The organism is Pseudomonas sp. DWP2-2 (assembly GCF_049897065.1).
Lineage (GTDB): Bacteria > Pseudomonadota > Gammaproteobacteria > Pseudomonadales > Pseudomonadaceae > Aquipseudomonas > Aquipseudomonas paracarnis.
Window position 1 is genome coordinate 773,673 of the sequence record NZ_JAFCVN010000001.1, and the last position, 13,885, is coordinate 787,557.

Sequence of the window (13,885 nt, forward strand, 5' to 3'; positions counted from 1 at the left end):
TTCCCCTTCAGGCAACGAAACATGAACCGCCAGAAAAAACTTCAGCAGCTCTTCAAAGCCAAAGCGAAAAAGGCCAGCGCCAAGCTGGCACCTAAAAGCAAAGACAAATACATCAGCAAGGCGGACCGTTTGAAGCTGGCGACCGAGGCCGGCCAAGAGCCGGTCACGGCTGTCGAGACGCCTGCTGAGTAAGGCGCATGGCTGAAGGGGTGGCCGCTTCATATTTGCCCCAGATACGCCGCAGATGCCGCGCCGAGCCAAAGCCTGCGCGCTCGGCGATGGCTTCTATGTCCAGGGCCGACTCGGCCAGCAGTTCACGGGCCACGGCCAGGCGCAGGCGATGCAGGTAATCCAACGGGCGGATGCCGACATGCTCTTGGAACAGGCGCGCCAGGTGCCGGCTGCTGGTGCAGGCCAGGCTTGCCATGCGGGTGAGCGTCCAGGCCTCGCAGGGGGCGGCGGCGATGGCGTCTTGCACGCGATGGACCGCCGGGTGCAGGTGATTGCGCCCGGTCACCCAAGGCGATAGCTGCGGGTCGCTGCCGCTGCGGCGCAGGTACACCACCATGTCCCGCGCCACGGCGCAGGCCAAGCGTGGCCCGGCCAGTTCGGCAACCAGGTGCAGCATCAGGTCGATACCCGCCGTGATACCGGCGCTGCAACTGACCGGGCCGTCGGTGACGTACAGCCGGTTTTCCAGGACCCGGGCCTTGGGTGCGAGGGCTTGCAAGGTGGCGCACAGCGAATGGTGCGTGGTGCATTGGCGCCCATCGAGCAGCCCGGCCCTGGCGGCACTCAACGCGCCGGCGCACACGCACACCAGACGCTCGGCCGAGGGCGCGAAGACGTTTTGCAGCCACTGGGTGAGCTGATGGCTGGCCGATTCGAAGGCCTTTTGGTGGGTTTTCGACACGTTCATCGTGGAGCCCACCAACACCACCAGCGTACCGGGGACCAGGGTCGGCGGCAGCGGCGCCAGCCCCATCAGCGGCAAGCCGATGGAGGTGTGCAGCGTTGCCACCGGGCTGACGTATTGCAAGTCGAAATCCACCGCCGCCGGGTCGTCGACCTGCGCGGCCAGGCGCAGTACTTCGGCAGGCCCGGCCAGGTCGAGCATCAGCACGTTTGGCAATAGCACGAACAGCACCGGTACGCTCACCGCTTCACTCCGCCAGTGCCTGGGCGACCGTTACGATGCGGGCGAAGCGGTCATCGAGGACCAACTCCGTGCGTTCGCGAATCTCAGCTGGCGTATAGACCCGGCCGCTACGCACGTGGGTCATCGGGAAGGTCAACGTCGCCTCGCTGACAAAATCCACCTTGAAGCCGCTGTCCGCAGCCTGCCGCGTAGTGGTCTCGCAGCATTGCTCAGTGCGGATGCCGCTGATGATCAGCGTGGTGACGCCCATTTCCACCAACCGAGCGGCCAGTGGCGTACCGGCCAAAGCACTGTGGTAGCGCTTATGGATCACCAGTTGCGGCTTGATCGACAGCTCGCTCAATGCCCTGACGTTGCCCGATTGCATGGAGAAATGCCCTTGGTCTTCAACATGGAAGACTTGTACCACCGGGATGCCGCGCTGAACACAACCATCGATGAGGGCCTGCTGTTTTTCCAGATAGTCGGGCAGGTCGTTTTCGGACCAGTAGGTTGAATGACGGAACGAGTGCTGGGCGTCGATCACGATCAGGGCTTTATGGGTCATGGACAGTCCTTGTGGCTTGCATCAGTGGGTAAACGATGCACGCCATGGTAAGGACCACCCACAGTGCGCGACAGACGCAAGGCAGACTACTTCAGGACGGATTCGGACATGTTACCGGGCACGCCATGGCACAACGGCTGCCGGGTTCGAAGCCATGGGCGTACTCATCCGCCAGGATCGTTTCCAGACGCGAATCGACGTGAATTGCAAAGCCCAGGCGCCGGTAGAACGGAGCATTCCAGGGTACATGCTTGAAAGTGGTCAGCGTCACCGCACGCAGGTGTTGGGCGCGGGCATGCTCTATCGCCGTTTCCACCAATCTGCGCCCCCAGCCCTGGCCTTGCAGCGGCTGGGCAACCGACACTTCATGGATATGCAGGTCGTCGCCAAAGCGTTCTGCGCTGAGGAAGCCTTGAGGGCGATCGTGGTCATCAACCACCACCCAACAGGTCGATAACGCGATCCACTGCCGATGGCACTCGACGCCGATCGGCGCGGCATCCGCCAGCCAAGCCAGCCCTTCGATTGCGCGAAATGCCTGGGCTGCGCTCTGCTCGATGGCGGGCAACAAACCGGCATCTTGCGCGCGCGCCAGGCGAATGTGGGTGGACTGCTCAGCAGCCACTCAAGGCCACCTGGGGCCGTTCGCCCGCAAAGAAGAAGGGCCGCAGGCGCACGCCCACGCCGTTACCGATAAAGGCCGCCACCAGCCACACCCAGCCATGCAGGCTGCCCGAGGCGATGCCACTGAAGTACGCGCCGATGTTGCAGCCATAGGCCAGGCGCGAACCGTAGCCAAGCATCAGGCCGCCGATCACAGCCGCGATCAACGAGCGCGCTGGAATATTCAGGCTGGGCGCGAAACGCCCGGCCAGGCCAGAGGCCAGCAGCGCGCCGAGGACAATGCCGATGTCCATGACGCTGGTGATGTCTTCCCACACCGGTGCAGCCAGGGCCTTGGCATTGCCCGGCATCTCCCAGAATGCCCAGCTGGCAACGTCCACGCCCAGCCCGCTCGCCACCTTGGCGCCCCACAGCGCGAACGCCGAGGTAATGCCCCACGGCCGCCCAGCCAAGGCCAGGGTGGCGTAGTTGAGCAGCGCCAGGCCAATCGCGCCCCACACTAACGGCCATGGCCCACGCAGAAAGCGGCGTAGCCCTTGGTGCTCGCTTTGCACGCCTTGTTCAAGTTGACCATAGCGACGTTTTTCCAGGCGCACGGTCACCATAGCAATCAGCGCGAACACCGCCAGGCTCAGGACCAGCGCCGGCAGCACACCGAAACTTTTGACAATGGAAACCGCCGGGAACGATGGCAGTGCAAACCACCAGTCGACGTGATGGGTGGCGATCAACGAGCCACAGATAAAGAACAGCAGTGTCACCAACATCCGCGCATTACCGCCGCCGACGGTGAACAAGGTTCCCGACGCACAGCCGCCGCCCAGCTGCATGCCGATCCCGAAGATAAACGCCCCGAACACCACCGACACACCCGCCGGCGCCACCAGCCCCACGACCGGCTGACCGAACAAAGTGCCTGCGCCCAGCGCCGGGAAAAACAGCAGCACCGCCACCGCCAGCATCACCATCTGCGCACGCAAGCCAGCGCCACGCCGATCATTGATAAACACGCGCCAGGCCGAGGTGAAACCGAAGGCTGCGTGATAGAGCGTCAGGCCCAGCGCGGCGCCGACCACCAGCAGCAACACCTGGCGTGCGCCAACCATGTTCTGCAGGAACAGCGCGCCCGCCACCAGGATGATAAAGGCAATCAGTGGCGCGACGGGCTTGCGCACGGGCGTCAGGGAAAGAGACGTGCTCATGGGGTTCTCGATTGGTTGGAAGGAGGCAAGTATAGCCTCAGAAGGAATTTGATCAGGTGGGGCATTACCGAAAGGATCATCGTTTGAACCACCGCTTTCGCAGCCTCGCTAAAGCTCGACAGCTCCCACAGGGGATCGGTTGTGTATGTGGACTGACTAACCCAGGCTGATCGACTTCCACGCTACTTCAGCCAGCAGTTCGCGGTATTCAAATGGACTCTTTTTGACCTTCGCCGACAACCACGCACGCGAGTAACTTTCCGCCGCGCCAATGATCAGCGAAGGGATCAGCTCGGCAGGCAAATGACTGAAATGCTCCTTGCGCCCTTCCCCGCTCATCCACTCCTTCAACTGTTGGTTGCGCTGTTTATTGCGTGCAAGCAGCTCGTCCTTGAACGGGCCGCTGGAGACGGCAAAACGGCTTTGGAACACGAACCGCGCCCAGTCCGGCTGTGCGGTCACCCATTCAACGTAGCTGTACACCAGCCCGACGACGCCTGCGTGGGCGGTGTCCGCTGCTTGCAGATAGTGGTCACGCAGACTGGCCTGGTCCTCCAGCGCCGCAAAGAACAGCGCAGCGACCAACCCTTCTTTATTGCCGAAGTGGTGATAGATAGCGCCCACGCTGGTGTCGCAGCGCGCGCGAATGGTTTCGATAGAGGTCGCCTCGATGCCCACCTCGTTAAAACACGCCAGTGCTTCGCGCAGGATGATGCGCTTGAGGTCGCTGCGCCTGCCGGGGAAGGTGCGCTCGATGAGATCGATGGAGTGCATGGAGGAACGCCAAATCAAAACAGTTTATAGGCTGAACGACCGGCAGAGAAAGCTCAGGTTGACAGTCGTGGAATCAACAGAATATTGTTCCGTTACAGAATATTATTCTGTAAATGACCCTTGAGGATATTCCGATGAGCCAAGCCCTGAGCATGTTCAATAGCGTAGGCCCCGCCGCATTCAGCAACCTGGCGTGCCAGATGGCACCCTACTTCAGCACCATCACTCCCGAGATCGCGGAGCTCAAACCCAACCATGCGGTGGTCACCGTGCCGTTTCGCAAGGAAATCACCAATCACCTGGCCTCGGTGCATGCCATCGCACTGTGCAACGCCGCCGAACTGGCCGGCGGCATGATGACCGACGCGTCGATCCCCGCAGGCGCACGCTGGATTCCCAAAGGCATGACTGTGGAATATCTGGCCAAGGCGAAAACCGATATCCGCGCTGTTGCCGATGGCAGCGCTATCGATTGGCAAACCGCCGGAGACAAGATCGTGCCGGTGGAGATCTTCGATGCGGGCGGCGTCAAGGTCTTCACCGCCCACATCACCATGAATGTGAAGCTCGCTTAGACACAATCGTTCAACAGACTACAGGTGCGCCGTCTGCCGGCGGCGTGTCCCGTACATTCGTAAAATCAAGAATGACCGTAAACCGTTGCTGCTCGCGGATCACCTCAATCTGCCAGCCCAGCTTTGCGCACAACTGCCGCATCAACTGCAACCCAAGCCCATATCCAAAATCATCGGACTCCTGCCGCGGCTTGACCTCACTGATGTAATTGGCAATCACCAGCCGGGGGTATTTGAAACTGATATCTACCGTGCCCTCTTCCGCGTATTGCAGCGCATTGCGCAGGAAGTTGCCGATCACGATACGGCACGCCGTAGGGGGCAGCCGGCAAGGTTCGTTGTGGATGTCGATGCTTAGCTCAATATCCCGGTGACCGATCAGGTAGCGGTGCCTTTCAATCAGTTCGCCAACTACTTCGCTCAGATTAACGTCTTCCTCGGGCAACGACTCTGGACGTTCGCGGCTCATCCACAGCAATGTCTCGGCGATGAGCTGCATATTGAGCACCGAGCGTTCTACGCGCTGCAACGAGGGTGGTAGCACACCACCCGATTGCAGGGCCAATAATTCGATATTGGCCTTGAGCACCGCCAGCGGCGTGCGCAGTTCATGGCTGGTGTAGCGCAACAAGCGGCCTTCACGCTGGCTGGCGGCCTGCACTTGCACAACACTTTTGGCCAGGGCATCGGCCAACATATTGAACTCCTTGAAGTTGAAACCCGGCCGCTCGCTGGCCAGGGCGTCAGGATTGTTCAGGGTGCTGGACCATTGGATCAGACGTCCCAGCGGACGCACCAACCACCACACCAACAGCGCGATGATAATCAGCGCCGGCACGAATACGGCCAGGCTGATGAGCTGGACGCTTTCCAGTACCTGGTCAAAGTAGGCGTCGGACAATGGCGTCTCGACCTCACCCCCTACTTCCTTATCGTGGTCGATGTCATACATGTAGAGGGTTTTGCCGTCGCCCAGAGGTTGTTCGAGAACGATATGGAACGGCGCCTCGTCGTCATCGGAATAGAGATCGCCGAAGATATTCACCGCACCAAAGGACAGGCTCGGCGGTGCATTCAGCAACTCGCGCACGTCCTGCGGCAACGCCTCCTTGCCGATGACGCTGGTGTAGTAGTAATTGTGCGGCGTCGGCGTGGTCGGGTCCTGTTTGTAGTGCCGGAGAAAATACAGGGCTTCCTCCTCCATCATCGCGCTGGCGGTGTAGAACAGGCCGCGCACGGTGAATTCAGGTAGCAGCCTGCTATAGATCACCAGCACCACCGCAATCAGACACAGGAAACTGCCGCTGATTACCCACTTCAGGCTCAGGCCGCTACGCATGGGCCTTTACCTGGATGCCGACACCCGCCAGGGTATGGATCAATGGCCGGCCAAAAGGTTTGTCTACCGTCTTGCGCAGCCGATGCATATGCACTTTGAGCGTATTACTGTCGGGCGGCTCATCGCCCCAGATTTTGCTTTCCAACCGCTCCCTGGGAACAGGCTCGGGGCTGGCGCGCATCAAGTGCTCCAGCAAGGCCCAGCAAATGGGTGACAGATGCAGCTCCTGCCCTGCCCGGCTGACTTTGCGGGTGGTCAGCTCCATGACCAAGTCGTCCACTTGCAGGCGGCTGGTCTGGCCGCTGCGCCGCAGGCTCAAGGCGCGAATCCGCGCCACCAGCTCGGCAAGCTCGAACGGCTTGACCAGATAGTCGTCGGCTCCTGCAGCAAAACTGGCGAGCTTGTCGGGCAACGCATCCAGCGAGGTCAGCATCAGGATGGGGGTCTGGATGCCTTGCTGGCGTAAGCCTGCGCACAACTGCTGGCCGTTCAGTCGCGGCAGCATGATGTCCAGCAGAATGACGTCGTAATGCTGGTTGAGCGCCAGGTTGAGCCCGGCCTGGCCATTGCTGGCGTGATCGCAGACGATACCGCTGATCTCCAGGTACTCGATGACAGTGGTGGCCAGGTCCAGGTTGTCCTCGACCAGCAGCAGATGAATATGCACGGAAAAACCCTCGGGCAGATGGTGCTCAGCGGTGTGAAGGATAGCGGAAGTCAGGCTGTTTCCTGCGATGTTTACCTGGTGTTAACCCCGCGCTGCTTAGGCTAAGGCTCTTCTTATCCAGAGCTCGTCACCGTCATGAACCTGTATTCGATGATCAAAGGGGTGCTGTTAGCCGTGATTTTCCTCGCGCTGATGGTGGGCATCCTTCCACAGCAAACTCAGTTGGTACGCATGGGAGGCAGTGGCTGGTTTCTGATTGGCCAGAATGTTGAGCAGACAGGGTCGTGTCATGTCGCCCGTGCGTCGTGATGAGCTGGGCGCCGGCTATGCCAGCCAGTTGGTCGCCTGCGTGGTGCTGGTTATTGGTGTGGCGGTTTCGATGGGTATCTATATCGCGCGCTTGAATGCGCACCTCGATGAGCAACGCAACCTGACCTCGGTGTATCTGCCCGACTGCCCTGACGGCCGTGGTGGTTTTATGGTCTATCCCGATGACAGGCGCAGTGGTGACGAGTGCTACACCGCGCAGGAAGATGAGTCGATCGATGTCGATGAGCTGCAGCGGCTATCAGGCTGGAGCCTTGCGCAACGGTTCGACTCCATCTTGACTGCGGCTCAATCACCGCGCACGTTTTAGATGCACAGCCTTTATGCTTACCCAGTGCAGGCGCCGGGCCGCTCTAAAGCCGCTGCGCTGGAGGCAGACTTGCTGCCCAACGGCGAGCTGCGCAGCGCACCAGAACACCCTCTCAACGTTTCACGCCTGAACATGCCGCCGCGTTGATCACTGTCATTGCCAGTTGAAACACATACTGCCGATACTCCACCACACCATTCATCAACCCCGCTGGCGAGTACACTCGACAGCAATGCCCACCAGGACAACCCTGCTGGGCAGGTTGCTGCTGATTATCATGGAAACTTGAGAAGGACACTCAAATGGTACGTGCCGTTACTATCCTCACCGAGAATTTTTCTGACTGGGAGCCCGCGCTGATCAATTCCACGGGCCGCGCCTACTATGGCTTCGAGACTTGTTTTGCCGCTCCCGGTGGCAAGCAAGTGACATCATCCGGAGGCATGACCATCATTCCCGACCTGGCCATCGAGGCCATTCGGCTGGAAGATGTCGACTTGCTGATTGTGCCGGGAGGCCCGATCTGGAGAACAGACAACGCCCCCGCCATCGAGGCGCTGGTCCGTGAGGCTCACGCCAGGAACATCGTCGTGGCGGGAATCTGTGACGGTACCCGCGTACTGGCCAAGGCTGGAGTGCTGGATCACTTGCAGCACACCTCCAACTCCGCTGACAACCTCAAGCAGGTGCATTATCGCGGAGCAGATTATTACCAGGACGTACCGCACGCCGTTGCCGACCAGGGTGTGGTCACGGCTCCTGGCAGCGCGCCGGTCAGTTTCATGGCGCAAATTCTCGACACCTTGGGTTTGAAAGACAAGAAGCTGGATGCCTATCTGGCCATGCATGCGGCTGAACATATTCACGGCTGAACCCTTTCCCTCTATCTCTCCCCCTCACCTCGGCGCTGCGGCCAGTTACCGGGCCGTAGCGCGCTTCACCGTTGAACCGCTCCTCCAATACCCAAAGCGGCAGAACCGATGCTGAACATGATTGAGTGGTGGATATGTCTGAACATGCCGCCTGACGAGGTCAACAAAATCGCCCGGCTCCGCGAACTCAATGATGCTCAAAAAGCGCTGATGCTTTCAGCTCGTAAGAAGTCAGGGAAATTCACGGAGGGGTCCTGGGGACTCTCAACAGCAACTGAATGCTGATAGCCGCCTCCTCACCGATGACGCGTATCGACATCGACCTCAACCGACATGCCCGGGCGCAGCGAAGACTCGAAAGGCTGGTCCGGATCAACAGATATGCGCACCCCGATACGCTGCGGTACCTTGACGAAATTGCCCGTTGCATTGTCCGGCTTGAGCACCGCGAATTCCGAGCCCGTCGCTGGTGAGAGCCGCTCGACATGCCCCTTTAGCGTCGCACCTCCTAACGCATCAATCCTGAGCGTCGCGGTCTGCCCGGGCGCAATAGCCTTAGTCTGCGCCTCCTTGTAGTTCGCGACTATCCAGTGATCAGCGGGTACTACCGACATCAATTGTGTGCCGTGGGTCACGAATTGGCCCAACCGCACGCCCACTTCTCCGAGCACGCCATCCTCCGGAGCCTGGATGACCGTGTGATTAAGATCAATCTGAGCCGCACGCAGTTTTGCCTGTGCCACCCGCACCTGGGCTTCCAGACCTTCACGGCCGACATCCACGGTACGCAACTCCTCCCGAGCAATCGACTCTTGCGCACCCGCCTGCTGTACCTCGGCCTGGGCTTGACTGAAATCGGCTCGTGCCTGGTCGCGCTCGCGCGTAGAAATGGCGCCATCCATGACCAACGCGTTTGCGCGCTGCATATCAGCGCGGGCACGCAATAAGCGCGCCTGCGCACCGGCCGTAGCTGCAACTTGACTCTCGATGCCCGCCATGCGAGCAGCGTGCGCCTGCTGGTTGTTGGAGAGGTCGGCCTTGGCGACGGCAAGATTAGCCGTCGCCTCATCCACCTGCGCCTGGTAGACCTCATCGTCAATACGCACAAGGACCTCGCCTCGCTTGACCTGCGCGAAATCCTGCCCGGCCACCTGGACGATATAGCCGCTGACCTGAGGGGCAATCACCGTGGTTCGCCCCCTCACATAGGCGTTATCTGTCTGTTGCAGACCTGCGTCAAAAGGCGGCAACTTCCAGATGTACAGGACGATCGTAATAACGCCAATCGCAGCCAGCACCATGATGATGCCTTGCAAACGGCCACGGGGCGGGGGCGACCAATGAGAAGCCGTGTGTTCAACATCCGATGGAGCAGTCATGGAATCAGTCATTTACGTTCTCAGGCTCGCGACGGATGCGCGAGAGGAAAAAAGCCGACATCTGCAGGTAAAACACATACATCGCGGTGCCAAAAGCCAGCACTGACACGATGCGAAAGACGTCATTGAATGCCAGTACGCTAGCCTGTTGCTGCAACGCCTGTCCTAGCAGCTTGCTGCCCTGCTGCTGGAGCTGTTCCGGGTCGGTTATATGACTCGACAGTGACGACTCGCCAATCCCGAGGCGCGCTACGACAAGAGGATTGGTGATCGGCGTACTGTCCGCCAGGCTAGCGATATGGGACTGGGTTCTGATGAACTCGTAGCTGCCCATTACAGCCGACCCTGCCAGGCTACCGATACTCTGGCTCGCCCCGTACAGGACCACGAGCGTGATCATGTACTGAGGTCCCTTCGCGAACAGTTTGAGAAAGCCAAAGATCAAGGCAGGCCCGATGAACAGCGTCGCACCGAACCCAATCAAACACTGGCTCAGGTACAGTTGCGGCGCACGCGTGAGGCTGGTGGATTGCGAGTCCAGATACGCTCCCGTTGCGATAAACAACGCCGCGACCATGACCTGCCAGGGGATACGTTTGGGCGACAACGTCAGGCAAGCGACGACGATCCCCATCAGCATCGACACCAGTACGCACGCAAACAGGACACGCAACTGATCGTTATTGAGCCCGCCCATTGATAGCAAACCTACCGAGCCGAAAGTCTGCTCGGCCAGCGATAGCCGAACCAGCAGCGCAATCGCAACAAAACGCATCAAGTCGAAACTGCCCAGCCATTCCAATTGCAACAGCGGCTGACGCCGACGTCGTTCAATGAACACCACCGTCACCAGCAACGAGATAGCCGCCACCAGCATCCAGCCGAGAAAGGGCGCGTCGGTCCACCAATAGCTCCGGCCGAGGCCAAGCACACCGGCAAACAGCAGGAAGGATGAAACCAGCAATACAATCACCACTGCGTCCGAGGCAGAAAACACGCTGGCCCTATCACTGCGTGGCAAAGGCACCGCCAACGTCACACCCAACACCGCCATACCAATGCCCAGATTCAACAAGTGCAGCCCCAGCCAATGTTCCGAGGCGAGAAATTCCACGGGAATCATGCGCGCCACCGGCGATCCTACCTGGGTAAGCCCTACGCTGATAATCAGGGCCATCGGCTGGGCCGATGGGGCTAGGGCCTGCATCAGATAATAGGTACTCAAGGCGATCAACGTCGCGCACATCAAGCCGTTGATCGCCGTGGCAATGACCGCAGTTGTCAGAGTGGGCCACAGTAACTGCAGCACGCAGGCAGCGATGTAGGTACCGACAATGCTTGCCGTAACCAAAGGGATTCCGAACTGCATCCGGGCCTTGACCAAGGTCAGGTTGGCGCTGGCATTGATCGCCAGAAAAACTGCCACCAACCATGAGACCTGAACCGTGTACTCGCCAATAGAGCCAGAGATTACGCCTAGATTGCTCGCCACCAGGCCGTTGCACAGCGTCGTGCAGGTCCCGAGGAATAAGCCTACGACAAAATATATGCCACGCCTGGCCGGCGACAGCCTGGGCTTATAAGGACTGCCCGCCATCGCCGGTTTCTCGTCAGCTTTGAACACGTATTCAGCGCTGGCCATGTACAAGTAACGCCTTCTTTTGCTGTCGCTGCAGACGCTTCACGGTTGGGATGTCGGAAGGCTGAAGGCCATTACATAGTCACCGGTGTCGGGAGAATGCGCTGCCCCGCCTACGGAAATGACAACGTACTGTTTGCCCGTCGTCGGCGAGACGTAGGAGATCGGCGTGGCGCTGGCGCCGACCGGTAATTCATGTTCCCAGACGAGTTTGCCACTTTGCCCGTCGTATGCCCGGATGTAGTAGTCCTGATAACCCGCAAAGAATACGAGGCCGCCTGCCGTGGTCATCGTTCCTGCATAAGTTGGCATGCCCATGGGCATGGGCAGGTGTGATGCGATACCCAGTGGCCCCAATTGCTCTGTGGTGCCAGCCGGCACTTGCCAGGCCACCTTGTGCGTATTCAGATCGACCGCCGTGACGGTCCCATAGGGTGGCTGGTTGCACGGAACCCCTAGGGATGACATCCAGATATAAATGGCTTGACCGTAAGGTGTTTTCAACTGCGGTGATGGCCCATGTCCGCTCACCTCGATCTGGTGGGTTTTTGTCCAAGTATTGAATTCATCACGAGGCATCAGCCAAAAGATGTTCGGCACCCGGATATCGTTCATGTAAGCCAGATGATTAACGGGGTCGTAGGAGACGCTACCCCAGTTGAATCCTCCGATATTGCCGGGCTGATCCAGTGCCTTGGTCAGACCGATCGGCGTAAAGTCCCCCTCGTAGCGCAGTTGCTTGAACATGATGCGGCACATGAGTTGGTCGAACATGGTTGCCCCCCACATCTTCTTCTCGGTGAGGTGTTCGGCACCGATAGTCGGCATCCCTACCGAATAAGGCTGTGTAGGCGAAAGCTTTTCTTCAGGTACCGCACCGGCCGTAGGCACGGGCTTTTCGACGACGTCCGCAATCGGCTCCCCGGTGGCGCGATTTAGCAGGAAAAGCTGGCCACGCTTGGTGGTTTGCAATACCCCGGGGATGGTTCCGCCTTGGCCGTCAGGCAAATCGACCAGCGCGGGTTGAGAAGGCAAGTCGTAGTCCCAGATGTCGTGATGGACGGTCTGGAATTTCCATTTCGGGCGACCCGTCATGATATCGAGGGCGACGAGAGAAGAGTTGTATTCATCCGAGTGCGGTGGACGCTCCATGCCGAAAAAGTCCGGCGTGGCATTTCCCAGCGGCGCATAGATAAGACCCAACTGGTCGTCATAGGCAGCGGCGGTCCACATGTTGGGCGTGCCGGGCGTGTAGGTCTGCCCCGCCGGTGGCAAGCCGGTTATGTCCGGGTTGCCCAGGTCCCACGCCCATGCCAGTGCGCCGGTGCGGGCATCAAAGGCGCGGATCACGCCTGACGGCTCACCGCGACTGTAGTTATCAACTACCCAGCCACTGATAATAATGTAGTCGCGCGCCACCAGCGGCGCGGAGGTCTGAAAGTAGAACCCAGGCTTAACGTCGCCCATGCCCTGCTTCAGGTCGACGACGCCGTCGCTGCCAAAACCTGGGCACTGCTTGCCGGTCTTGGAATCTAGTTCGATCAGGCGCGCATCGATGGTGGAATTGACGATTCGTTCCGCACAGACGCCATCAGCCGGCGCCTCCTTGAGTTTGTAGTAACCCAGGCCGCGACAACGGTTCCAGATAGGAGATGCACTATGGGTATCGAATTTCCAACGTTCTATCCCCGTATCTGCATCGATGGCAGCAATGCGATCATCGGGTGTGCAAGTGAACAACGTATCTTCAATTTGCAATGGGGTGTTCGAATCCACGGCGCCATTGCCCAGCCCGATCTTCGCGCCGGTACGATAGGTCCAGGCCAGTTTCAGGTCCTGAACGTTGTCACGGTTGATCTGCGTAAAGGGCGCGTAGCGCGTCCCCGCCGTGGTTCGGCCATATGCGGACCAATTCGAAGGTGTGGTGTTTGTGGCTGCTGCAGTAAAAGGTGTGCCCGCGACAGGCGAGACGACGCCGTGCGGAGTAAAGGCAAACCCGAAAAATACAACTGTCCCTAATAGCGCTAGAACACCAAGGCCACGCATCCGACGCCGCGCGCCCGCAGGCCACCATGAGGATAGTAGGAGCAAGCCGATGCTCGCCACCGATGCAGGTACGAGCAGGCGCGGAAACAGCGCCCAATAGAACGCACCCGATTCCCAAAGCGCCCATGGAATACTTAGCACGGCAACTACTACCAGCAGCCATACTCCACAAACTTGCCTACGCCAAAGCATGACGCCAGCGCTCAGATAGGCCCATCCGGCCAGCACGTAATAAAACGATCCGCCCAGGGTTAAGAGGTAAGCTCCACCTAACAATAGCCCCAGCCCCATCAAGGCAACTAGGCTGGCAAAAATACGATTTATCGAGGTCACAGTTGAACTCCTATACGCTAAATGGCTCTCAGACCCAGCGATGATAGTGTTAGACTATTAATTTTAGCCATGCCATATGGAGCAACTATACA

At 59.4% G+C, this 13,885-nt stretch carries 16 protein-coding genes; 6 read left to right on the forward strand and 10 right to left on the reverse strand.

All coding sequences use genetic code 11. The features are described from left to right. Nucleotides 1-21 precede the first annotated feature (21 nt). Nucleotides 22-192 carry a DUF2986 domain-containing protein gene (locus tag ACP7CZ_RS03365; protein WP_069558568.1) on the forward strand — a complete coding sequence of 57 codons (171 nt, stop codon included), beginning with the start codon at nucleotides 22-24 and terminating at the stop codon, nucleotides 190-192. Here the strand turns inward: ACP7CZ_RS03365 and ACP7CZ_RS03370 are convergent. From ACP7CZ_RS03370 to ACP7CZ_RS03390, 5 genes are all read right to left on the reverse strand, one after another. Continuing rightward, nucleotides 164-1,159, reverse strand: coding sequence for a GlxA family transcriptional regulator (locus tag ACP7CZ_RS03370; RefSeq protein ID WP_096143255.1), 996 nt, complete (start codon nucleotides 1,157-1,159; stop codon nucleotides 164-166). The genes ACP7CZ_RS03365 and ACP7CZ_RS03370 overlap by 29 nt on opposite strands. A 4-nt stretch (nucleotides 1,160-1,163) precedes the next feature. Next, nucleotides 1,164-1,706, reverse strand: a complete 543-nt coding sequence (locus ACP7CZ_RS03375) for a cysteine hydrolase family protein (RefSeq protein WP_034126177.1) — start codon at nucleotides 1,704-1,706, stop codon at nucleotides 1,164-1,166. A gap of 91 nt (nucleotides 1,707-1,797) precedes the next feature. Then, nucleotides 1,798-2,331 (reverse strand): GNAT family N-acetyltransferase, encoded by a 534-nt coding sequence (locus ACP7CZ_RS03380; RefSeq protein WP_034126176.1) that lies wholly within the window; start codon nucleotides 2,329-2,331, stop codon nucleotides 1,798-1,800. Beyond that, nucleotides 2,321-3,532 (reverse strand): YeeE/YedE family protein, encoded by a 1,212-nt coding sequence (locus tag ACP7CZ_RS03385; protein WP_103299821.1) that lies wholly within the window; start codon nucleotides 3,530-3,532, stop codon nucleotides 2,321-2,323. Before ACP7CZ_RS03385 ends, ACP7CZ_RS03380 begins: the two co-directional genes overlap by 11 nt. A 156-nt stretch (nucleotides 3,533-3,688) precedes the next feature. Then, the gene (locus ACP7CZ_RS03390; protein WP_294164937.1) at nucleotides 3,689-4,306 is read right to left on the reverse strand and encodes a TetR/AcrR family transcriptional regulator; all 618 of its coding nucleotides are present in this window, start codon (nucleotides 4,304-4,306) and stop codon (nucleotides 3,689-3,691) included. A 134-nt stretch (nucleotides 4,307-4,440) separates the two neighbouring features. On the opposite strand from ACP7CZ_RS03390, the gene ACP7CZ_RS03395 reads away from it, so the two are divergent. Next, nucleotides 4,441-4,881 (forward strand): hotdog fold domain-containing protein, encoded by a 441-nt coding sequence (locus ACP7CZ_RS03395; RefSeq protein ID WP_003192702.1) that lies wholly within the window; start codon nucleotides 4,441-4,443, stop codon nucleotides 4,879-4,881. Nucleotides 4,882-4,891: 10 nt separating this feature from the next. Here the strand turns inward: ACP7CZ_RS03395 and ACP7CZ_RS03400 are convergent, their stop codons facing one another. Next, nucleotides 4,892-6,220 (reverse strand): sensor histidine kinase, encoded by a 1,329-nt coding sequence (locus ACP7CZ_RS03400; RefSeq protein ID WP_294164944.1) that lies wholly within the window; start codon nucleotides 6,218-6,220, stop codon nucleotides 4,892-4,894. Then, nucleotides 6,213-6,887, reverse strand: a complete 675-nt coding sequence (locus ACP7CZ_RS03405; RefSeq protein WP_034126172.1) for a response regulator transcription factor — start codon at nucleotides 6,885-6,887, stop codon at nucleotides 6,213-6,215. Before ACP7CZ_RS03405 ends, ACP7CZ_RS03400 begins: the two co-directional genes overlap by 8 nt. Before the next feature lie 135 nt (nucleotides 6,888-7,022). Here ACP7CZ_RS03405 and ACP7CZ_RS03410 point away from each other — a divergent pair, with 135 nt between their 5' ends. The 4 genes from ACP7CZ_RS03410 (at nucleotide 7,023) to ACP7CZ_RS03425 (ending at nucleotide 8,396) form a co-directional block, all read left to right on the forward strand. Beyond that, nucleotides 7,023-7,196, forward strand: a complete 174-nt coding sequence (locus ACP7CZ_RS03410; RefSeq protein ID WP_014719228.1) for a hypothetical protein — start codon at nucleotides 7,023-7,025, stop codon at nucleotides 7,194-7,196. Beyond that, nucleotides 7,177-7,524, forward strand: coding sequence for a hypothetical protein (locus tag ACP7CZ_RS03415; RefSeq protein WP_294164945.1), 348 nt, complete (start codon nucleotides 7,177-7,179; stop codon nucleotides 7,522-7,524). The genes ACP7CZ_RS03410 and ACP7CZ_RS03415 overlap by 20 nt, the downstream gene beginning before the upstream one ends. Further along, nucleotides 7,525-7,671: a hypothetical protein gene (locus ACP7CZ_RS03420; protein ID WP_294164946.1), complete on the forward strand. Its 147-nt coding sequence runs from the start codon at nucleotides 7,525-7,527 to the stop codon at nucleotides 7,669-7,671. It begins immediately after the preceding gene. A gap of 155 nt (nucleotides 7,672-7,826) precedes the next feature. Continuing rightward, nucleotides 7,827-8,396: a type 1 glutamine amidotransferase family protein gene (locus ACP7CZ_RS03425; protein WP_089041988.1), complete on the forward strand. Its 570-nt coding sequence runs from the start codon at nucleotides 7,827-7,829 to the stop codon at nucleotides 8,394-8,396. A 296-nt stretch (nucleotides 8,397-8,692) separates the two neighbouring features. Here ACP7CZ_RS03425 and ACP7CZ_RS03430 read toward each other — a convergent pair whose 3' ends face one another. The 3 genes from ACP7CZ_RS03430 to ACP7CZ_RS03440 are packed head-to-tail and all read right to left on the reverse strand — an operon-like array spanning nucleotide 8,693 to nucleotide 13,793. Beyond that, nucleotides 8,693-9,787, reverse strand: coding sequence for an HlyD family secretion protein (locus ACP7CZ_RS03430; RefSeq protein WP_294164952.1), 1,095 nt, complete (start codon nucleotides 9,785-9,787; stop codon nucleotides 8,693-8,695). Beyond that, nucleotides 9,780-11,417 (reverse strand): MFS transporter, encoded by a 1,638-nt coding sequence (locus ACP7CZ_RS03435; protein ID WP_294363260.1) that lies wholly within the window; start codon nucleotides 11,415-11,417, stop codon nucleotides 9,780-9,782. Before ACP7CZ_RS03435 ends, ACP7CZ_RS03430 begins: the two co-directional genes overlap by 8 nt. Before the next feature lie 39 nt (nucleotides 11,418-11,456). Further along, nucleotides 11,457-13,793 carry a membrane-bound PQQ-dependent dehydrogenase, glucose/quinate/shikimate family gene (locus tag ACP7CZ_RS03440; RefSeq protein WP_294164961.1) on the reverse strand — a complete coding sequence of 779 codons (2,337 nt, stop codon included), beginning with the start codon at nucleotides 13,791-13,793 and terminating at the stop codon, nucleotides 11,457-11,459. Between the last annotated feature and the right edge of the window lie 92 nt (nucleotides 13,794-13,885).

What these genes read in the sequence shown, in the direction of transcription:
- ACP7CZ_RS03395 (WP_003192702.1), top strand. Translation starts at nt 4,441, where the DNA reads ATGAGCCAAGCCCTGAGCATGTTCAATAGCGTAGGCCCCGCCGCATTC.
- ACP7CZ_RS03400 (WP_294164944.1), bottom strand. Translation starts at nt 6,220, where the DNA reads ATGCGTAGCGGCCTGAGCCTGAAGTGGGTAATCAGCGGCAGTTTCCTG.
- ACP7CZ_RS03390 (WP_294164937.1), bottom strand. Translation starts at nt 4,306, where the DNA reads ATGCACTCCATCGATCTCATCGAGCGCACCTTCCCCGGCAGGCGCAGC.
- ACP7CZ_RS03420 (WP_294164946.1), top strand. Translation starts at nt 7,525, where the DNA reads ATGCACAGCCTTTATGCTTACCCAGTGCAGGCGCCGGGCCGCTCTAAA.
- ACP7CZ_RS03365 (WP_069558568.1), top strand. Translation starts at nt 22, where the DNA reads ATGAACCGCCAGAAAAAACTTCAGCAGCTCTTCAAAGCCAAAGCGAAA.
- ACP7CZ_RS03385 (WP_103299821.1), bottom strand. Translation starts at nt 3,532, where the DNA reads ATGAGCACGTCTCTTTCCCTGACGCCCGTGCGCAAGCCCGTCGCGCCA.
- ACP7CZ_RS03435 (WP_294363260.1), bottom strand. Translation starts at nt 11,417, where the DNA reads ATGGCCAGCGCTGAATACGTGTTCAAAGCTGACGAGAAACCGGCGATG.
- ACP7CZ_RS03375 (WP_034126177.1), bottom strand. Translation starts at nt 1,706, where the DNA reads ATGACCCATAAAGCCCTGATCGTGATCGACGCCCAGCACTCGTTCCGT.
- ACP7CZ_RS03415 (WP_294164945.1), top strand. Translation starts at nt 7,177, where the DNA reads ATGTCGCCCGTGCGTCGTGATGAGCTGGGCGCCGGCTATGCCAGCCAG.
- ACP7CZ_RS03425 (WP_089041988.1), top strand. Translation starts at nt 7,827, where the DNA reads ATGGTACGTGCCGTTACTATCCTCACCGAGAATTTTTCTGACTGGGAG.
- ACP7CZ_RS03410 (WP_014719228.1), top strand. Translation starts at nt 7,023, where the DNA reads ATGAACCTGTATTCGATGATCAAAGGGGTGCTGTTAGCCGTGATTTTC.
- ACP7CZ_RS03430 (WP_294164952.1), bottom strand. Translation starts at nt 9,787, where the DNA reads ATGACTGATTCCATGACTGCTCCATCGGATGTTGAACACACGGCTTCT.